This is a genomic window from Pseudomonas sp. B28(2017), assembly GCF_002113025.1.
Lineage (GTDB): Bacteria > Pseudomonadota > Gammaproteobacteria > Pseudomonadales > Pseudomonadaceae > Aquipseudomonas.
The window spans coordinates 278,916-297,420 of record NZ_NEJH01000002.1; the positions used below are offsets into that span (position 1 = coordinate 278,916).

19 protein-coding genes are annotated in these 18,505 nt (G+C 60.7%); 2 read left to right on the forward strand and 17 right to left on the reverse strand.

From position 1 onward, the window contains the following. Positions 1 to 73: 73 nt before the first annotated feature. Genes plsX through CAF65_RS05970 form a run of 3 tightly spaced genes read right to left on the reverse strand, consistent with a single transcriptional unit; the run spans position 74 to position 1,812 of the window. Positions 74 to 1,084: a phosphate acyltransferase PlsX gene (gene plsX / locus CAF65_RS05960; protein ID WP_085715472.1), complete on the reverse strand. Its 1,011-nt coding sequence runs from the start codon at positions 1,082 to 1,084 to the stop codon at positions 74 to 76. A gap of 4 nt (positions 1,085 to 1,088) precedes the next feature. Continuing rightward, positions 1,089 to 1,271, reverse strand: a complete 183-nt coding sequence (gene rpmF / locus CAF65_RS05965; RefSeq protein ID WP_003179396.1) for a 50S ribosomal protein L32 — start codon at positions 1,269 to 1,271, stop codon at positions 1,089 to 1,091. 13 nt (positions 1,272 to 1,284) lie between these two features. Further along, positions 1,285 to 1,812 carry a YceD family protein gene (locus CAF65_RS05970; RefSeq protein ID WP_007942001.1) on the reverse strand — a complete coding sequence of 176 codons (528 nt, stop codon included), beginning with the start codon at positions 1,810 to 1,812 and terminating at the stop codon, positions 1,285 to 1,287. 105 nt (positions 1,813 to 1,917) lie between these two features. Here CAF65_RS05970 and CAF65_RS05975 point away from each other — a divergent pair, with 105 nt between their 5' ends. Continuing rightward, entirely contained in the window at positions 1,918 to 2,496 is a 579-nt protein-coding gene (locus CAF65_RS05975; RefSeq protein ID WP_085715473.1) for a nucleoside triphosphate pyrophosphatase, read from the forward strand. 54 nt (positions 2,497 to 2,550) lie between these two features. Here CAF65_RS05975 and CAF65_RS05980 read toward each other — a convergent pair whose 3' ends face one another. From CAF65_RS05980 to rluC, 3 genes are read right to left on the reverse strand one after another with little or no spacing between them, the layout of a single operon-like run. Then, a complete protein-coding gene (locus tag CAF65_RS05980) occupies positions 2,551 to 3,540 on the reverse strand; it encodes a S49 family peptidase (protein WP_085715474.1) in 990 nt (329 codons plus the stop codon). Between the two features lie 23 nt (positions 3,541 to 3,563). Further along, complete coding sequence (locus tag CAF65_RS05985; protein WP_085715475.1) at positions 3,564 to 4,226, reverse strand: HAD-IA family hydrolase; 663 nt, start codon at positions 4,224 to 4,226, stop codon at positions 3,564 to 3,566. Next, a complete protein-coding gene (gene rluC / locus CAF65_RS05990; RefSeq protein WP_085715476.1) occupies positions 4,213 to 5,175 on the reverse strand; it encodes a 23S rRNA pseudouridine(955/2504/2580) synthase RluC in 963 nt (320 codons plus the stop codon). The genes CAF65_RS05985 and rluC overlap by 14 nt, the downstream gene beginning before the upstream one ends. A 702-nt stretch (positions 5,176 to 5,877) precedes the next feature. Here rluC and rne point away from each other — a divergent pair. Beyond that, positions 5,878 to 9,093, forward strand: coding sequence for a ribonuclease E (gene rne, locus CAF65_RS06000; RefSeq protein WP_085715478.1), 3,216 nt, complete (start codon positions 5,878 to 5,880; stop codon positions 9,091 to 9,093). A 204-nt stretch (positions 9,094 to 9,297) separates the two neighbouring features. Here the strand turns inward: rne and CAF65_RS06005 are convergent, their stop codons facing one another. The 11 genes from CAF65_RS06005 to CAF65_RS06055 all read right to left on the reverse strand — a co-directional run bounded on the left by CAF65_RS06005 (position 9,298) and on the right by CAF65_RS06055 (position 18,437). After that, positions 9,298 to 9,894 (reverse strand): NTP transferase domain-containing protein, encoded by a 597-nt coding sequence (locus tag CAF65_RS06005; RefSeq protein WP_085715479.1) that lies wholly within the window; start codon positions 9,892 to 9,894, stop codon positions 9,298 to 9,300. Then, on the reverse strand, positions 9,891 to 10,874 hold the full coding sequence (locus tag CAF65_RS06010) for an XdhC family protein (RefSeq protein WP_085715480.1): 984 nt from the start codon (positions 10,872 to 10,874) through the stop codon (positions 9,891 to 9,893). Before CAF65_RS06010 ends, CAF65_RS06005 begins: the two co-directional genes overlap by 4 nt. Next, a complete protein-coding gene (locus CAF65_RS06015) occupies positions 10,874 to 13,204 on the reverse strand; it encodes a xanthine dehydrogenase family protein molybdopterin-binding subunit (RefSeq protein WP_085715481.1) in 2,331 nt (776 codons plus the stop codon). Before CAF65_RS06015 ends, CAF65_RS06010 begins: the two co-directional genes overlap by 1 nt. Then, entirely contained in the window at positions 13,201 to 13,671 is a 471-nt protein-coding gene (locus CAF65_RS06020; protein WP_085715482.1) for a (2Fe-2S)-binding protein, read from the reverse strand. Before CAF65_RS06020 ends, CAF65_RS06015 begins: the two co-directional genes overlap by 4 nt. Positions 13,672 to 13,915: 244 nt before the next feature. Then, positions 13,916 to 14,935 carry a UDP-N-acetylmuramate dehydrogenase gene (murB, locus tag CAF65_RS06025; RefSeq protein WP_085715483.1) on the reverse strand — a complete coding sequence of 340 codons (1,020 nt, stop codon included), beginning with the start codon at positions 14,933 to 14,935 and terminating at the stop codon, positions 13,916 to 13,918. Further along, positions 14,932 to 15,396: a low molecular weight protein-tyrosine-phosphatase gene (locus CAF65_RS06030; protein WP_085715484.1), complete on the reverse strand. Its 465-nt coding sequence runs from the start codon at positions 15,394 to 15,396 to the stop codon at positions 14,932 to 14,934. The genes murB and CAF65_RS06030 overlap by 4 nt, the downstream gene beginning before the upstream one ends. Continuing rightward, on the reverse strand, positions 15,396 to 16,160 hold the full coding sequence (gene kdsB / locus CAF65_RS06035; protein ID WP_085715485.1) for a 3-deoxy-manno-octulosonate cytidylyltransferase: 765 nt from the start codon (positions 16,158 to 16,160) through the stop codon (positions 15,396 to 15,398). The genes CAF65_RS06030 and kdsB overlap by 1 nt, the downstream gene beginning before the upstream one ends. Beyond that, positions 16,157 to 16,342, reverse strand: coding sequence for a Trm112 family protein (locus CAF65_RS06040; RefSeq protein ID WP_003179363.1), 186 nt, complete (start codon positions 16,340 to 16,342; stop codon positions 16,157 to 16,159). The genes kdsB and CAF65_RS06040 overlap by 4 nt, the downstream gene beginning before the upstream one ends. 24 nt (positions 16,343 to 16,366) lie before the next feature. Next, positions 16,367 to 17,377 carry a tetraacyldisaccharide 4'-kinase gene (gene lpxK, locus CAF65_RS06045; RefSeq protein WP_085715486.1) on the reverse strand — a complete coding sequence of 337 codons (1,011 nt, stop codon included), beginning with the start codon at positions 17,375 to 17,377 and terminating at the stop codon, positions 16,367 to 16,369. Next, entirely contained in the window at positions 17,377 to 17,805 is a 429-nt protein-coding gene (locus CAF65_RS06050) for a biopolymer transporter ExbD (protein ID WP_085715487.1), read from the reverse strand. Before CAF65_RS06050 ends, lpxK begins: the two co-directional genes overlap by 1 nt. Then, complete coding sequence (locus CAF65_RS06055; RefSeq protein ID WP_178076659.1) at positions 17,802 to 18,437, reverse strand: MotA/TolQ/ExbB proton channel family protein; 636 nt, start codon at positions 18,435 to 18,437, stop codon at positions 17,802 to 17,804. The genes CAF65_RS06050 and CAF65_RS06055 overlap by 4 nt, the downstream gene beginning before the upstream one ends. Positions 18,438 to 18,505: the final 68 nt, after the last annotated feature.

The window sequence follows — 18,505 nt, forward strand, 5'->3', positions numbered from 1 at the left end:
GACGCAAGAAACTGACAGTTGGATGGCCCTTTGAACCGGGCAGTCACATTTAAGCATTGTCCGACGAAAACGCCTAAGACAACAAATCCTCCAGACGGCCATGGAGGCGCTCAGGCAAGTTCTCCTGAATCTCTATCAAGGCACGCTGAATTGCACTCTGGAAGCCCTGAACCCCAGCCGAACCGTGACTTTTCACCACGATGCCCTGCAGGCCGAGGAAGCTTGCACCATTATGTCGCGCCGGCGCCAGGTCAGCCTGCAAGCGCTTCATCAACGGCAGCGCCAAGGCACCGACAGCGCGAGAAGCGAAGCTTTTCTTGAACAAGGCTTCGATACGCGCGGCAATCATGGTCGCAAGACCTTCGCTGGACTTGAGCAGGATATTACCGACAAAGCCATCGCAGACCACCACGTCCGCCTCACCGCGATACAAACCATCACCTTCGATGAAGCCTATGTAGTTAATACCTCGGGCAGCTTGCAACAACGTCGCAGCCAGTTTGACCTGCTGATTACCCTTGATGTCTTCGGTACCGATATTCAGCAGCGCTACCCGTGGGCGGGTTATGCCCAGGGTCTCGGCCGCAACCGAGCCCATGACCGCAAACTGCAACAGGTGCTCGGCACTGCAATCGACGTTGGCACCCAGGTCGAGCAATTGGCAGTAACCCTTTTGTGTCGGAATCGCCGCCACCATGGCCGGGCGGTCAATGCCCGGCAGGGTTTTGAGTACGAACCGCGACAACGCCATCAGCGCACCGGTATTGCCGGCACTGACACAGGCCTGGACTTTGCCGTCGCGCAGCAGCTCAAGGGCCACGCGCATCGATGAGTCCGGCTTGCCACGCAAGGCCTGGGCAGGTTTTTCGTCCATGGTGATGACTTCACTCGCCGGAGCAATCGACAGGCGCGCGCGATCCACAGCCGAATGGCCAGCGATCAATTCTTCAAGAAGGGAGGGTTGACCGACAAGGGTCAGGTACAGCGAGGGTGTGGCAGACAGACAAGCAAGGCTGGCCTGGACAATGCTGCGGGGACCGAAGTCCCCGCCCATTGCGTCAATCGCGATGACTTGAGCGGACAAGTGATTACTCGTCAGCGCCCTTGTCGATCACTTTACGGCCACGGTATACGCCTTCTGGCGATACGTGGTGACGCAGGTGAACTTCACCGGTGGTTTTTTCTACAGACAGGGTGCTAGCCTCGAGAGCGTCGTGCGAACGGCGCATGTCACGGGCAGAGCGGGATTTTTTGTTCTGCTGAACAGCCATAATTGATTAACTCCTAAACGTTTGGGTCACGCTTTAACTGCGCCAATACACTGAACGGGTTGGACCGCGTTACCTCGTCCTCGCTCGGTTCGGGCTCATCTGCTCCCGCCGGCTGCTGGCATTCTTCCGGATGATGAGCAGGCACAATGGGCAAGGCGAGCAGAAGCTCCTCCTCGATCAGTGACTGCAGATCCAAAGGATCTTCGCCCAGTTCCAGCACGTCATAACCTTTCGGCAACGACTGGGTATTCGCACCCTCCTTCACCACAGCGTAACTGCATTCGCTATGGATCGGCAGGGTGACCAGCTCAAGACAACGCTGGCAAACCATTTTGACTTCAGTGTCGATAAAGCTGTGGATGACCACAGATTTACGTTCATCTCGTTCAAAAACGAATTTAGCCTGCACCGTACCGACATTGTCGGAAAGCGGGTCGCAGAGTCTCTCCAAATCGGCCAGCAGCATTTCACCCTGAAGGGTGGTGCCACGATCAGCCAATTTGCGCGGGTCAACGTGAGGTGGAATCGGGTCATTCAACATAGGCGCAGCATTATAGGGATGCACCCGCCCATGTCAAAGGAAATTCAGCCCTGTCCGTCACTTGGAAGCCTCGCTAGAATTCGCACCTGCTTTCTGGAGATGCGCATGCTGCCTTTATTACTCGCTTCTGGCTCGGTCTATCGCCGGGAATTACTGACTCGCCTGCAGCTGCCTTTCACGTGCAGCTCGCCGGACATCGACGAAAGCCATCGCCCCGGTGAATCCGCCATCGAGCTGGTCAAGCGCCTCGCAGAAGAGAAAGCGCGCGCCCTGGCTGACAGCCATACCGCTCATCTGATAATCGGCTCCGACCAGGTCGCCGTGCTGGGAGACCGGATAATCGGCAAGCCCCATACGTTCGAAAAGGCCCGCGAACAACTGCTGGCCGCCAGCGGTGCCAGCGTGACCTTCCTGACCGGCCTGGCCCTGCTCAACAGCCAGACCGGGCACTGTCAGGTCGATTGCGTACCGTTCACCGTACACATGCGCACATTCGATGCGCCCCGTATCGAACGCTACCTGCGCGCCGAGCAACCCTATGACTGCGCAGGCAGCTTCAAGGCCGAAGGCTTGGGTGTCAGCCTGTTTCGCAGCACCGAGGGACCTGACGCCACCAGCCTGATCGGCCTGCCACTGATTCGCCTGATCGACATGTTGCTGGCCGAGGGCGTGCAAATCCCCTGAATCTCAATACTGAAAAACCGGCCTCGCAGGCCGGTTTTTCATGTCACGCCATAATCAGCGCAACGATGGACCACTGAACCCCATCCACATCGCCAAATGCTCAGCCACGCTGGCTCCGAGTTTTTTCGAGAAGCGATCGAATGGCGACTCCTGAACGGTAAAGTCCACCAGCTCTTTCTCGCCGATCACATCCCGCGCAACCGAACTGGCATTACCCAGCCCATCGATCAACCCCAGCGGCAGCGCCTGCTCGCCGGACCAGACCAGGCCGGAGAAAAGCTCCGGATGCTCCTTGTCCTTCAGGCGATCGCCACGCCCCTGCTTGACGCTATTGATGAACTGCTTATGGGTCGTATCGAGCACGCCCTGCCAGAAAGCGGTTTCCTCCGGCTTTTGTGGCTGGAACGGATCGAGGAATGACTTGTGCTCGCCAGAGGTATAAGTGCGACGCTCGACGCCCAGCTTCTCCATGGTGCCGACAAAACCATAACCGGCTGCCGTCACACCAATGGAGCCGACCAGGCTCGCCTTGTCGGCATAGATCTGATCCGCCGCACTGGCGATGTAGTAGGCACCGGAAGCCCCCAGATCGGAAATGACCGCATACAGCTTGGTATCCGGATGCAGGCCGCGCAGACGACGGATCTCGTCATAGACATAGCCCGACTGCACCGGACTGCCACCAGGACTATTGATCCGCAGGATAACACCCTTGACCTTCTCGTCCTCGAAAGCCGCGCGCAGACTGCCAACGATATTGTCTGCACTGGCCGGCTCCTTGTCGGCAATCATGCCTGTCACATCGATCAGCGCCGTGTAATGGGCACTGCGGGTGGCGGCTTTTTCCATATCCATCAGCGGCGAAAACAGAGCAACAGCGCCGAACAGATACACAAAAATCAGAAGCTTGAAGAATATTCCCCAGCGACGGGAACGACGCTGCTCCTGCACGCTGGCCAGCAGCGCCTTTTCCAGCAGCTTCCAGCTTTTGTCGTCACCGCTCTCTGCGCTCGCCTTGGCGGGCGCTTTCCATTCGTCGGTCATGCCATCACCCCAAAAACAACCGGTTAAGCCTGCTGACTCAGCCAGGCATGCAATTCTGAAAAACGGTCGATGACCAGTCGCGGCTCATACAACTTCAACGCATCGATCATTTGGGCACCATAGCTGACTGCCACCGAGTCCATGCCGGCGTTGCGCGCCATCTGCAGATCAAAGGACGAATCACCGACCATCAACGCCTGTTCCGGGCGAACCTCGCAATGAGCGAGAATTTGCTCGAGCATCAACGGATGGGGCTTGCTGGCGGTCTCGTCAGCCGCACGGGTGATATCGAAGTAATTCTCCCAGCCATGAGACTTCAGCACCCGGTCCAGCCCGCGACGGGCCTTGCCGGTCGCCACAGCCAGATGATACCCCTCGGCACGGAATGCCTCGAGCGACTCGACCACACCCTCGAACAACGGTGAAGGCACAGCCTCCGACGCGATGTAATGCTCGGCATAATGCTCGCGGAATGCGATCAGTTCGGCGTCACCAATCTCGGGATACAGGGTGCGGATCGCTTCCGGCAGGCCCAGGCCAATAATACCCTTGACGGCAGAATCATCGCGCTGTTCAAACCCGGAACGCTGCGAGGCAACATGCATCGCCTCGACAATCCGACCAATGGAATCGGCCAGCGTGCCGTCCCAATCGAAGATCAGCAGTTTGTAATCAGATGGGCGCACTCAATCGCTCCACGGTTTTGGCCCACATCTCGTCGACCGGTGCCTGCAACTTCAGCTCACCACCATCAGGCAGCGGCACAGTCAGCATGTAGGCGTGCAGGAACAGGCGCTTGCCGCCCAGATCGCGGATTTCCTTGCTGAAACCTTCGTCGCCATACTTGGTATCGCCAGCGATGCAATGCCCGGCGTGCAAGGTATGGACGCGGATCTGGTGAGTCCGGCCGGTAATCGGCTTGGCTTCGATCAGGGTGGCAAAGTCGCCGAAGCGGCGCAGGACCTTGAACACGGTCACGGACTCCTTGCCCTCATCCTCGTCGACCTCGACCATGCGTTCGCCGGAACGCAGATTGCTCTTGCCCAGCGACGCACGGACTTGCTTGATCGAGCTCGCCCAGTTACCGCGGACCAACGCCATGTAGCGCTTGTCGACGCCATCACCGCGCAACGCGGTGTGCAGGTGGCGCAACATGCTGCGCTTCTTGGCGATCATCAACAGGCCGGACGTATCACGGTCGAGACGGTGAACCAGTTCGAGTTCTTTGCAATCGGGGCGCAACTGACGAAAGGCTTCGATCACCCCGAAAGTCAGCCCGCTGCCGCCGTGCACCGCAATGCCCGCAGGCTTGTTGATCACGATCAGCGCCTTGTCCTCGAAGACAATCGAGGCTTCGAGTCGCTGCAGCAGGCCTTGTGCCAGCGGCACCGGCTCGTCGCGCTCAGGCACACGCACCGGCGGCACGCGCACGATATCGCCAGCCTGCAGCTTGTACTCGGGCTTTATCCGACCTTTGTTCACGCGCACTTCGCCCTTGCGCAAAATGCGGTAAATCAAGGTCTTGGGCACGCCTTTGAGTCGGGCGAGAAGGAAATTATCAATGCGCTGGCCGGCAAATTCCGGCGAGACCTCAAGCAGTTGTACGCCTGGAGTCGGGGGGGTAGTCGTCGTCATGGCGCGGATGATAACAATTTTTTATGGAATTGAAGCACTTAATCATTGCTGCTATAGTCGCGAACGTCGCCAAAAGCGGCCTGGACAGCGGACCAACGGTCAAAAACCGGCCCTGACCAACGCAATTCACCAGGACGCGAGGCCGTCCTACGGGGCTTTCGCTACGTAACGGTGGAGTTTGCAGGTGTAACGAGCGCAGGTGACATGAGGCCTGAATCAAGCCGCAAGGCAGAGTTTTCCACTCGTTTTGCGAGCCATATTCACGGCCAGTTCACAAAGTGCAGTCAGCTGCGAATGACCCCGAGCGAAGGCATCGGAAACAACGCCCAAATTAGCCATGATGCGTGACCTCCCCTTTCGGAGCTCACGGTAAATGCCAACCCGCTGCGGATTCTGCGCGCGGCAGCACCCGAATTATCAGGGATACGTGTAGGGTGGAGATGCACAACCGCCGGACTGTGTAGCAACAGGCTTTCTCAAGACGCTTTATCTCGTCCACAGCCGCTGGTTGATTCCTCCTCCTGACTGAGTGCTTAAGTAGCCACAGCAAGCAGGACGCGTACGTCGCGATGAAGGCCCACATTGGCCGGACTTCGCTGGACACGGGAAATGGCCAACCACTCCCGACGCACCTGACACCGACCGTGAGAAGTCGTGTGTGCCGAACGCCGTTTCCGGCAGCCCGGAAACCGACGGTACTACATGAAAAGAATGCTGATTAACGCAACTCAACCCGAAGAGTTGCGTGTTGCACTGGTAGATGGCCAACGCCTCTACGACCTGGACATAGAATCCGGTGCACGCGAGCAGAAGAAGGCCAACATCTATAAAGGCCGGATTACTCGCATCGAACCAAGCCTTGAGGCCGCCTTTGTCGATTTCGGCTCTGAGCGCCATGGCTTCCTGCCCCTCAAAGAAATCTCCCGCGAATACTTCAAGAAAGCCCCGGAAGGTCGCGTCAACATCAAGGACGTCCTGAGCGAAGGCCAGGAAGTCATCGTTCAGGTCGAAAAAGAAGAACGTGGCAACAAAGGCGCCGCCCTGACCACCTTCATCAGCCTGGCCGGTCGTTACCTGGTGCTGATGCCGAACAACCCGCGTGCCGGCGGTATCTCCCGTCGCATCGAAGGCGAAGAGCGCAATGAACTGCGTGAAGCCCTGAACGGTCTGGTTGCCCCGGCCGACATGGGTCTGATCGTGCGCACTGCCGGCCTGGGCCGCAGCAGCGAAGAAATGCAGTGGGACCTCGACTACCTGCTGCAACTGTGGACCGCCATCAAGGAAGCCTCGCTGGACCGCGCCGCGCCGTTCCTGATCTACCAGGAAAGCAACGTGATCATCCGCGCGATCCGCGACTACCTGCGCCAGGACATCGGCGAAGTGCTGATCGACAGCGTTGAAGCCCAGGACGAAGCCCTGACCTTCATCCGCCAGGTGATGCCGCAGTACGCCAGCAAGATCAAGCTGTACGAAGACAGCGTTCCGCTGTTCAACCGTTTCCAGATCGAAAGCCAGATCGAAACCGCTTTCCAGCGCGTTGTCGAACTGCCTTCCGGCGGTTCCATCGTTATCGATCCGACCGAAGCCCTGGTGTCCATCGACATCAACTCGGCGCGCGCCACAAAAGGCAGCGACATCGAAGAAACCGCGCTGCAAACCAACCTTGAAGCGGCCGAAGAAATCGCCCGTCAGTTGCGCCTGCGCGACATCGGCGGCCTGATCGTCATCGACTTCATCGACATGACCCCAGCCAAGAACCAGCGCGCCGTGGAAGAGAAAGTCCGCGAATGCCTGGAAGCCGACCGCGCTCGCGTGCAAGTCGGTCGCATCTCGCGCTTCGGCCTGCTGGAAATGTCCCGTCAGCGCCTGCGTCCGTCCCTGGGCGAAAGCAGCGGCATCGTCTGCCCGCGCTGCAGTGGCACCGGCATCATCCGTGACGTTGAATCGCTGTCCCTGGCGATCCTGCGCCTGATCGAAGAAGAAGCCCTGAAAGACCGTACCGCCGAAGTTCGTGCACAAGTGCCGATCCCGGTGGCTGCGTTCCTGCTCAACGAAAAACGCAACTCGATCACCAAGATCGAACTGCGTACCCGCGCCCGCATCGTCATCCTGCCGAACGATCACCTCGAAACGCCGCACTTCGAAGTGCAGCGCCTGCGTGATGACAACCCGGAAGCGGCGACCAACCAGTCCAGCTACGAAATCGCCGCTGCCGCTGCCGAAGTCGAGGAAGTCCAGCCAGCCGCCGCAACCCGCACCCTGGTTCGCCAGGAAGCGGCGGTCAAGACGGCCCCGGCCCGCGCCAATGCTCCGGTTCCGACCGAAGTCGTCGCTCCGGCCCCTGCTCCGGTTGCCGTGCCAGAGCCAAGCCTGTTCAAAGGCCTGGTGAAGTCGCTGGTGAGCCTGTTCGCCACCAAGGAAGAGCCTGTCGCGCCGGTTGTGGTTGAAAAACCTGCCGCCGAGCGTCCGGCCCGCAACGAAGAGCGTCGCAGCGGTCGCCAGCAAAGCCGCAACCGTAACGGTCGCCGCGATGAAGAGCGCAAGCCTCGCGAAGAACGTGCACCGCGTGAAGAACGCGCACCACGTGAGGAGCGTCAGCCACGCGAAATTCGCGAGCCTCGCGAGTCCCGTGAAGAAACGCCGGCAGTAGCCCGCGAAGAACGCGCACCACGCGCTCCTCGTGAAGAACGTGCACCGCGCGCTCCACGCGAAGACCGCAAGCCTCGTGGCGAGCGCGAAGAACGCGTTCGTGAACTGCGCGAACCTCTGGATGCCGCTCCGGCCGCCGCTGCTACCGCTGAAGAGCGTCCAGTTCGCCAGCCGCGCGAAGAACGCGCTCCACGCCCGCCGCGTGAAGAACGTCAACCACGTGCCGAACAAGCTGCCGCTGCTGCAGCCGAAGAAGAACTGACCACCAACGAAGAGCAACTGCAGGAAGAGGGTCAGGAAGCCGCCGAAGGCGATCGTCCACGCCGCCGTTCCCGTGGCCAGCGTCGTCGCAGCAACCGTCGCGAGCGTCAGCGTGACGCCAACGGCAACGTGATCGAAGGTTCGGAAGAGTCCGAGTCCGGCGAAAACGTGGAAGCGCCAAGCGTTGCCGATCTGACCGCCGGCCTGGCAGTCACCGCAGCCGTCGCCAGCAGCGTGATCAGCGCTCCAGCCGAAGCACAGGCCAACGAGCAAGCCGAACGCGCCACTGCCGCGACCCAGGAGCCTGCTCCGGTTGAAGCGCCAGTCGTTGAAGCGACCACGCCGGTCGAAGTCACCGCGTCGCCGGAAATCGAACTGGCGCCAGCGCCTGAGGCACAGCCTGCCGTTGAAGTGGCCGCCGAGCTGGCTCCAGCGGTTGAAGCACCTGCCGTCGTTGCAGAAGCCGTCGTCGAGACCGTGACTGAAACCGTTCGCGAAGTACGTGAAGAGCAAACGGCGTTCAATTGGGTGGCCGAGCCAGCCGTCGCTGAAACAGCTGCACCAACCGCTGAAACCCAAGTGGCTGAAGCCATGGTTTCCGAGCCGGTAGTTGCCGCAGCGGAGCCAACTCCAGCGCCGGTGGTTGAAGCACCGGTCGTTGCCGAAGCGCCTGCGCCGGTAGTCGAGGCCGCGCCTGTCAGCGCTCTGACGCCGAGTGGTCGTGCGCCTAACGACCCGCGTGAAGTGCGTCGCCGCAAGCGTGAAGCCGAGCGTCTGCAGAAGGAAGCTGAACTGGCTGCCGCTGCTGCTTCGGCTGAAGCGGTTGTCGCTGCCGAACCTGCACCGGTTGCCGCTGAAGAGGTTGAGGCAGCTCCTGCCCCGGCTGCTGAAGTGGCTGCCGAGCCGGTCGAATCGGTGATCCACGAAGCACCACGCTCCGTTCAGGAAGCGGTCGAGCAACACGAACAGGCCCAGGAAAAAGAACACGAGCCTAAACCTCTCGTCTGATTCCATCGGCCACTAAAAAGCCCCGCCTGGTGATCCAGGCGGGGCTTTTTTATGTCTGGACTTCACAGCTATCCAATGTGGGAGCGAGCCTGCTCCGGGCGGCGATCCGACGATGGCGTCGGATCAGATTGCATCACTGTTGGATGCCAGACCGCTTTCGCGAGCAGGCTCGCTCCCACATTGGAACCAGGTTGATTTGAAGATCTATGCGGGGCTGAAGCTCAATGCCTGCGGCACATCCACATCCCACAACACACCAGGATCATCCACGGTCATTTCAACCACCCGCCCTTGGGCAAACAGCGGTTTGGCGCCACGATCCCCCGATAACGCCATCAACCCCGCCGCGAAGTCCCGTCCGAATCCGACCGGATGACCGTACTCACCGTCCTGCACGGGCACGCTGATACTGTCGCGGCCAATGCCTGCCAGCACTTGCTCGATACTGGACGGCAGGATGAACGGCATATCTCCCAGCACCATCAGCCAACCCTCGAGTTGCTTGCAGGCTGCGACCCCGGCGGCAATGCTGTCGCCCATACCGCTCGACTCGATCAGCACAATTTCGCAACCATAGGCCTGAGCCATGCGAATAACCTGCGGGCGGTCAGCGGTCGTTACCAGTACGCGCTTGTCCAGAGCGGCAGGCAGATTGACCAATGTGTGTTCAATGACGGATCGAACCGTGCCATCACGACCGGTGCAATCGGCCAGCAATTTATCCTTTTCGGCGCCCGCCACCTGACGAAACCGACTGCCCTGCCCCGCCGCCAACACGATGACGCCAATCGACTCGCTCATACCCTCTCCTGCAGGATCCTCTTCTGTTTCAGTTCGACGCCATTTTTGACCGCCACGATTTCCGCCATGAGCGATAAGGCAATTTCCGCCGGATTATGACTGCCGATGTGCAAGCCGATCGGAGCATGCAAGCGGTCAATCGCCGATTGCGACAAGCCCAGTTGAGCCAGGTTTTCCCGGCGCTTCTGACTGTTGACCCGCGAACCCAGCGCCCCGACGTAAAAAGCCCTGGAATCCAGGGCCGTGAGCAGCGCCATGTCGTCCAGACGCGGATCATGGGTCAAGGCCACGATAGCTGTGCGTTCGTCGGTCTGGATATTCAATACCGCCTCATCCGGCATGCCCGAAACGAATCGTCCGTGCTGCTCCTCCCAGCCGTAGACGAACTCGGTACGCGGATCGCAAATCAATACCTCGAAATCCAGCAGCCGGGCCATTTCAGCGACATAGCGCGACAACTGCCCCGCGCCGATCAGCAGCAAGCGCCAGCGTGGACCGTAGATTGCGCGCAAGGTCTGGCCGTCGAACGTCAACACGTCAGCCTTATTGGCCGGCTGCAAAAGCACCTCGCCGGTGGCCAGGTTCAGTTCACGCGCAACGATTTCATGGGCCTCGCAACGAGCGAGCAATTGCTCGACCCAATCCCCATCGTCGATACGCTCCTCGGTCAAGCGCAAGGTACCACCGCAGGGCAGGCCGAAACGTGCAGCTTCCTCGCGGGTCACGCCGTACGTGATCAATTGCACCGGCGGCCCATCGAGCGCAAGGCGGCCGTCGTGCAGGCGGGCGATCAAGTCATCTTCGACACAGCCGCCCGAGACCGAACCAATCACCATGCCGTCTTCACGCAAGGCCAGCATGGCGCCGGGTGCCCGGGGCGCAGTGCCCCAGGTTTCGACCACGCTGTACAACACCACCCGCTGACCGGCGCGATGCCATTGCAACACGCTGCGCAGGACGTTCAGATCGGCGCTGTCCATCAGGCTCCAGCCTGCTGCCAGCCCGACAGCTGATAACGAACCGGCAGGTTACGGATGCGTTTGCCGGTGGCAGCAAAGATCGCATTGCACAGTGCTGGCGCAATCGGTGGCACGCCCGGCTCACCGACACCGCCCAATGGGACATTGCCCGGCGGCGTCACCAGATGCACGGTCACTTCTTTCGGTGCCAGGGACATGCGTGCCACTTCGTACATGTGGAAGTTATCCTGCTGGACCTTGCCGTCCTTGAAGCTGATTTCTCCCAGCACCGCATTACCCAGGCCCATGACGCAGGCGCCCTCGAACTGCGCGCGAATCCGCTCGGGATTGATCTGCGGTCCGCAATCGACGGCGATGTCGGCCTTGTGCACCACCAGCGTACCGTCGTCTTTCACCTCCACCTCGATGACCGCCGCCACATATGTGACGAAGCTGTAATGCACCGCAAGGCCCAGGCCGCGCCCCTTGGGTAACTCACGCCCCCAACCGGCGGCCTTGGCGGCGGTCTCCAGTACCGTGCGCAGTCGCCCGGTGTCGATCGGATAACGCTCGGGGGATTCGCCGTAGTTCCACTCTTCGCTCAGGGTGCGCGGATCGATCTGACGGTCCGGGCCGAGCAGTCTGATCTGGTATTTCAGCGGGTCTTCCCCGGCCTTGTGCGCCAGCTCATCGATAAAACTCTGGATTGCGAAGCCATGGGGAATGTTCGACACCGAGCGATACCAGCCGACCCGGGTATGCACCTTCGCCTCGGGGTTTTCCAGGCGAATGTTGGGGATTGCATACGCCATGTTGGTAAATCCCATGCCCAGTTCGAACGCCGCCTCATGGTTCATGCCCGGCGCAAACAACGCAGTGATGCTCGGCGCCACCGTACGGTGCAACCAGCCGGACGGCAGGCCATCCTTGTTCAGGCCAGCCTTGAGGTATTCGACCGATACCGTGTGGAAGTAGGAACAATGGATGTCGTCTTCTCGGGTCCATTGCACCCGCACCGCTTTGCCGGGGAATTCCTTGGCGAGGATAGCGGCTTCGATGATGAAGTCGGGCTTGGACTTGCGCCCGAATCCACCACCGAGCAGGGTCACGTTGAACATGACGTTGTCGAACGGCAGGCCCAGGCGTTCAGCGATCCGCTCCCGGGTGACCTGCGGTGCCTGGCTTGGCCCCCAGGCTTCGCACGCACCGTCCTTGAACCGCGCAATGGCGACCATCGGCTCCATCGGCGACTGTGACAAATGCGGCAAGTAGTAGGACGCTTCCAGCGTGCTATCGGCGCTACTCATGGCCTTATCGATGTTGCCGGTATTGCGTACCACCTTGCCGGGCTTGAGCGAGGCGGCTTCAAGTACCTTGCGATAGGCGATCGAGTCGTAGCTGGCGTTGGGTCCGTCGTCCCACTCGATTATCAGTGCCTCACGGCCCTTGATCGCCGCCCAGGTATTGCTCGCCACCACGGCGATACCGCCGAGTGGTTGAAACTCCGAAGGCAAAGGCCGGCTTTCGATCTGCAACACTTTGACGACGCCCGGGACTTTCATCGCCGCGCTGCCATCGAAGCTTTTGACTTTGCCGCCATACACCACGGGCCGCGCAATGGTCGCGTACAGCATGCCGTCGAGATGCACATCGGCACCGTACACCGCCTGGCCGTTGACAATGTCCTCACCATCGATGGCCTTGGTGCCTTCCTTGCCAATGTAGCGAAATTCCGAAGGCTGCTTGAGCTTCAGGCTGTCCCGCGCTGGAACGGGCAACGCAGCGGCAGCGGCGGCGAGCGCCCCATAGCTCAATTCACGACCGGAAGGTTCGTGTATGACTTTATGCAGTTGCGCGTGACACTCGCCTGCTGGCACTTTCCACTGGTTGGCGGCAGCCTGTTCGAGCATGGTCCGCGCAGCGGCACCGCAGCGACGCATCGGCTCGTACCAGTGACGCATGCTGCGCGAGCCGTCGGTGTCCTGGTTGCCGAAGCGCACTTCATCGCCGGGAGCCTGCCGCACCTTGACCATCGCCCAGTCGGCTTCCAGTTCATCGGCCACCACCATGGTCAAACTGGTGCGCACGCCCTGGCCCATCTCCGAGCGGTTGCAGATCACGGTCACCGTGCCATCCGCAACGATGCTCACATAGACTTTCGGATCGTCGACCCAGCCGTGGGGCATGCCGTCGGCGCCGAACTTCTTGTCTTTTTCTTCGGCAAAAGCGTCTTGCCAGCCCCAGCTCGCCGCCAATACCAGCGCACTGGTGGCGCCCACGCCTTTCAGAAAGCCACGGCGACTGAGCTGGCTCAGATTGCTCAGGGCAAAATCATTCGGTAACCGGCTCATGCCTTGGCCTCCTTCAGGTGAGTGGAGGCCTGGCGGATCGCCGTCTTGATGCGGTTATAGGTGCCGCAGCGGCAGATGTTGCCGATCATGGCTTCTTCGATCTGCTCGTCGCTCGGGTCCGGATTGGTCTTGAGCAGCGCGGTGGCGGACATGATTTGCCCACCCTGGCAGAAACCGCATTGGGCGACCGCCGTGTCGAGCCAGGCCTGCTGCACGACTTTGCCGACCGGGTCGGCGTGCAGGTTTTCTATGGTGCTGACATTCTGTCCGACGACTGAACCGATGGGCGTGATGCAACTGCGTGCCGGAGCTCCTTCGATATGAATGGTGCAGGCCCCGCACAGGCCCATGCCGCAGCCGAATTTGGTGCCGTTGTAACCGGCCACGTCGCGGATGGCCCAGAGCAGTGGCATGTCCTCGGTGACGTCGAGTGGATGGTCTTGACCGTTGAGCTTCAGGGTAATCATGGGCACGCCCGCATAGTATTGGGTTATGGGGTCGAGCAATCTGCCGCCCGAACATCGGCGGTTGGCATTACGCAGATCGACTCAGGCTAATGGGCTCTTTTGTGCAGACGCAAACGGCCTGCACCGGGCCTTTGATGGAACACGTGTGTGCATCGTTAGCTGACTAAGTTAACCGGGCATTAACAAAAAAGCCCTGCACAATAAACATTGTGCAGGGCTTTTTGATCCGCCCTGAAAGCTTAGCTCAATACCGGTTTGGCTCCATTTCCAGGTCAACATGGAAACGTTCTGAAATGTCTTTCTGGATACGCTGCGCCAGGTCGAGCAACTGCAGACCGGTCGCGCTGCCGTAGTTGACCAATACCAACGCCTGCAACTTATGCACACCCGCATCGGCTTCGCGGAAACCCTTCCACCCTGCCCGCTCAATCAACCAACCGGCAGCCAGCTTCATCTGCCCGCCGGGTTGCTCATAGGCCACCAGGTCCGGGTATTCGCCCTTGAGCCGTGCGGCCAGTGCCGCCGATACCAACGGGTTCTTGAAAAAGCTGCCGGCATTACCGAGCACGGCAGGGTCCGGCAGTTTTTCGTTGCGGATGCTGCAAATGGCCTGGCTGACATCACTGGCGGTCGGATGCTCGATGCCTTGTTCGGTCAGGCGCTGACGCACCGGGCCGTATTCGAGGTGCAAATGCGCGGCGCGATCAAGTGCGAAACGAACACGCAGGATCACCCAACGCCCCGGTTCCTGCTTGAACAGGCTGTCGCGATAAGCGAAGTTGCATTCCGCCAGGCTGAAGTCGCGCAGTTCGCCGGTGTGGCGATCGAGGGCGGTCAAGCCGGCAAACACGTCCTTGATCTCGACCCCATAGGCGCCGATGTTCTGCATCGGTGCCGCACCGACGGTACCGGGAATCAGGCTGAGGTTTTCCAGGCCGGACAACCCCAGGGCCAGTGTATGTTGCACAAATGGATGCCAGGGCTCGCCCGCCTCGGCCTCGATCACCACTTTGTCGGCATCATCGCTCAGTACGCGAATCCCGCGAGTGGCCATGCGCAGCACCAGTGAATCGATATCCGCCGTCAGCAGCAGGTTGCTGCCACCGCCGATCACCAGCACCGGGACCTTGTGTTCCAGCCCATAGGCCAGGGCTTCACGCACATCGGCGTCGCTATGGGCCTCGGCAAACAGCCGGGCCTGGACATCCACGCCAAAGCTGTTGAACGGCTTGAGCGAAACCTGCGATTGAACCTGCAAACTCATAACCGTCCCTTCAATTCGATGACCAGCAGATCGCTGGCGCGCTCGATCAGGTCCAGCACCTGCTCGAAACCTTGTTCGCCGTCGTAGTACGGGTCCGGCACTTCATCGATTTGCGACTGGTAACGACGCAGGAACAGGTCGAGTTCGGCCTTGCCCTGAGCCGGCTGCAAGGCCTTGAGATGGCGCAGGTTGCTATTATCCATCGCCAGGATCAGATCGTAGGTGGCAAAATCAGCGCGGGTGACTTGCCGGGCGCGCTGGGCGGACAAGTCATAACCGCGCAGCTTCGCTGCGGCCTGACTGCGCTTGTCCGGTGCCTTGCCGACATGCCAGTCACCGGTGCCGGCGGAAGCGACTTCAACCCGGTCAGCAAGGCCCGCTTCACGCAACTTGTGCCGCAGCACGCCTTCCGCCGTGGGAGAGCGGCAGATGTTGCCCAGGCAGACAAACAGAACCCGCATCACGCCTCCAGCAGGCGACGAACGCGCTCAAGGTCTTCAACAGTGTCGACACCGGCTGGCGGTGCGATCAGTGCGTCGGCTACGTGGATCCGCACGCCGTGCCACAGGGCACGCAACTGTTCCAGACACTCGGTGTTTTCCAGCCAGCATGGGCCCCAGCTGACGAAATCCTGCAGGAAACCGGCGCGATAGGCATAAATGCCGATATGGCGGCGATACGGCACACCTTCCGGCAACTGCTCACGGCTCAGGGCGAACGCATCCCGCGCCCAGGGCAAGGTGGAACGACTGAACGTCAGCGCCAGACCATTGAGGTCGCTGACAACCTTGACCACGTTGGGATTGAACAGGGTGTCCGCGTCTTCGATCGGCTCAGCCAGGGTGGCCATGCGCGCTTCGGCGTGGGCCGCCAGATTGGCGGCGACCTGATCGATCACGCTCGGCGGGATCAGCGGCTCGTCGCCCTGGACGTTGACCACGATGGCGTCAGGCGCCAGGCCGAGCTTCATCGCGACTTCGGCCAGTCGATCGGTGCCGGAGTTGTGATCTTCACGGGTCAACACCACTTCGGCACCAAAGCCATTGCAGGCCTCGACGATGCGCGCGTCGTCGGTGGCCACCACCACCCGCTCGGCGCTGCTTTGGCTCGCCTGTTCCCAGACGTGCTGGATCATCGGCTTGCCGGCGATCAGCAGCAGCGGTTTGCCCGGCAGGCGGGTGGAGGCATAACGCGATGGAATGACGACGGTAAAGGCTGTGGTCATTTATCCAGGCGCTCGTCGGTGGTCAGGGTGCGCGCTTCCGATTCGAGCATCACCGGGATGCCGTCGCGAATCGGGTAGGCCAGGCCTGCGCCCTTGCTGATCAGCTCGGTTTTGTCGGCGCTGAGCTTGAGCGGGCCTTTGCAGACCGGGCAAGCGAGAATATCGAGCAATTTGGTGTCCATGAGCATTCCCTGGAAAAAACGGAGTTAAGGCAACAAACGAGCCGGTAACAGGCGCATCAGCTGTGTGTCGAACCAGGCCACGAAGGCCGGCGATGGCACAGCATCGACCGCCAGGTACCACCAATCGGTGGCGGCAAAGGCACGGCATTTCACCGCATCTTTTTCCGTCATCACCAACGGTAACGACGGCACGAAATTCAAAGCCTCCACGCTGTACTCGGCGTGGTCGGCAAACGCATGTGGAACCGGCTTCCAGTGTAGCGTTTCGAGGGTCTTGAAGAAACGTTGCGGATTGCCGATGCCGGCCACCGCATGCAGGGCCTGGCCGCTGGGGAAATGGTCAAGGGGACGCCGTTCGCCGCTGCGCAGATTGACCAGCGCGGTGGGTTGCAATTGGAAAGCAAAACCGTCAGCGCGGTCAGCCGCTGCACCGTTGTAGAGGACCGCATCGACGCTTTGCAGGCGCTCGACCGGCTCACGCAATGGCCCGGCAGGCAGGCAACGGCGGTTACCCAGGCCGCGAGCGGCGTCGATCAGCACCAGTTCCAGGTCACGGGCCAGGCGGTAATGCTGCATGCCGTCGTCGGACAGGATCAGGTCCAGCGACTCACTGGCCAGCAACGCTTGGACCGCGTTGCTACGATTGGGGTCGATCATCAACGGCACGCCCGTGCGCTGGACGATCAGCAACGGCTCGTCACCGGCGACGTCGGCGCTCTGCTCGGCCTCGACCCGCCATGGCAACTGCGGCGGTCTGGCGCCGTAGCCACGGCTGACCACGCCGACCCGCAGGCCGCTGCGCTGGCAATGCTCGATCATCCATAGAATCAGCGGCGTCTTGCCGGTGCCACCCACGGTGATATTGCCGACCACGATCAACGGCACCGGCGGCTGGTAGATCTCGCCCTCACCCGCCAGAAAGCGTTTGCGCTTGTTCATGACCACGCGCCGGTACAGCCATTCCAGCGGCTGCAACAGTTTCAGGGCCGGATGACCTGCGTACCACGCCGCCAGCAATCGTTCGGACATGGCCATCAGGATGCGGGGGGTGCCGCTTCGACAGTGGTCATGCGCAAATGGCTGAAACCGAGCTTGCCGGCCGCATCCATGGCGGTGATGACGGACTGATGCTGCGTCTTGCCGTCAGCGCTGATCGACAGTGGCCGGTTGGTGTCGCCATTGGCTTCCTTTTGCAGCGCGTCCATCAGGGAGGCCAGGTCGCTTTTCGGCAGGATCTGGTTATTCACCGAGAACACGCCGTCGGCGCTGATGGCGATGTCCAGCGGCTTGTTCTGGTCTTCGGCCGGGGAGCCGCTGACCGCTTCCGGCAGATCGACGCGCAGCTGGGTCTCACGGGTAAATGTGGTGGTCACGACGAAAAACAGCAGCAGGACAAACACCACGTCGATCAGCGACACGAGGTTGATGTCCACGTTCTCCCGTTGCTTGCGGCGGAATTTCACGCTTTGCCCTCAGCCAGATCAACGTCACGGTCGCCCTGCACCACTTCAACCAGCTTGATGGCTTCCTGCTCCATGCCCACGACGAGTTCATCAATGCGCCGTTGCAGAAACCGGTGGAAGAACACCGACGGGATACCGACGATCAGGCCCGAGGCCGTGGTAATCAAGGCTTTGGAAATACCGCCGGCCAACACTGCGGCGTTGGTCATCATGCCCGTGCCCATGAACGAACTGAAGATATCGATCATGCCCAACACGGTACCCAGCAGACCCAGCAAAGGCGCCATGGCGGCGATGGTGCCCAGCGCGTTGATGTAGCGCTCCAGCTCGTGGATCACCCGGGCAGCGGCCTCTTCGATGCACTCTTTCATGATCTCGCGACCATGTCTGGAGTTGGCTAGGCCGGCCGCCAGGATTTCGCCCAACGGGGAGTTGGCGCGCAGTTCCTTGAGTTTGTCCTTATTGAGCTGTTTGTCCTTGATCCAGACCCAGACCTGCCCGAGCAAGTGCTCCGGCGTTACGCGGCTGGCGCGCAGCGTCCAGAGACGTTCGGCGACGATGGCCATGGCCACGATGGAACTCAGAATGATCGGCAGCATCATCCAGCCGCCGGATTTGACCAATTCCCACACAGTGACAGTCCCCTCGAAAAAGTGCGCCACTCTAACATAGGGGGTGGAAGCACCGAAGACCGTGATGT

Bases quoted from the DNA above. Each gene is read 5' to 3' on its own strand.
- rpmF (WP_003179396.1), bottom strand. From the start codon at position 1,271: ATGGCTGTTCAGCAGAACAAAAAATCCCGCTCTGCCCGTGACATGCGC.
- CAF65_RS05970 (WP_007942001.1), bottom strand. From the start codon at position 1,812: ATGTTGAATGACCCGATTCCACCTCACGTTGACCCGCGCAAATTGGCT.
- CAF65_RS05975 (WP_085715473.1), top strand. From the start codon at position 1,918: ATGCTGCCTTTATTACTCGCTTCTGGCTCGGTCTATCGCCGGGAATTA.
- CAF65_RS05980 (WP_085715474.1), bottom strand. From the start codon at position 3,540: ATGACCGACGAATGGAAAGCGCCCGCCAAGGCGAGCGCAGAGAGCGGT.
- rluC (WP_085715476.1), bottom strand. From the start codon at position 5,175: ATGACGACGACTACCCCCCCGACTCCAGGCGTACAACTGCTTGAGGTC.
- rne (WP_085715478.1), top strand. From the start codon at position 5,878: ATGAAAAGAATGCTGATTAACGCAACTCAACCCGAAGAGTTGCGTGTT.
- CAF65_RS06005 (WP_085715479.1), bottom strand. From the start codon at position 9,894: ATGAGCGAGTCGATTGGCGTCATCGTGTTGGCGGCGGGGCAGGGCAGT.
- CAF65_RS06010 (WP_085715480.1), bottom strand. From the start codon at position 10,874: ATGGACAGCGCCGATCTGAACGTCCTGCGCAGCGTGTTGCAATGGCAT.
- CAF65_RS06015 (WP_085715481.1), bottom strand. From the start codon at position 13,204: ATGAGCCGGTTACCGAATGATTTTGCCCTGAGCAATCTGAGCCAGCTC.
- CAF65_RS06020 (WP_085715482.1), bottom strand. From the start codon at position 13,671: ATGATTACCCTGAAGCTCAACGGTCAAGACCATCCACTCGACGTCACC.
- murB (WP_085715483.1), bottom strand. From the start codon at position 14,935: ATGAGTTTGCAGGTTCAATCGCAGGTTTCGCTCAAGCCGTTCAACAGC.
- CAF65_RS06030 (WP_085715484.1), bottom strand. From the start codon at position 15,396: ATGCGGGTTCTGTTTGTCTGCCTGGGCAACATCTGCCGCTCTCCCACG.
- kdsB (WP_085715485.1), bottom strand. From the start codon at position 16,160: ATGACCACAGCCTTTACCGTCGTCATTCCATCGCGTTATGCCTCCACC.
- CAF65_RS06040 (WP_003179363.1), bottom strand. From the start codon at position 16,342: ATGGACACCAAATTGCTCGATATTCTCGCTTGCCCGGTCTGCAAAGGC.
- lpxK (WP_085715486.1), bottom strand. From the start codon at position 17,377: ATGGCCATGTCCGAACGATTGCTGGCGGCGTGGTACGCAGGTCATCCG.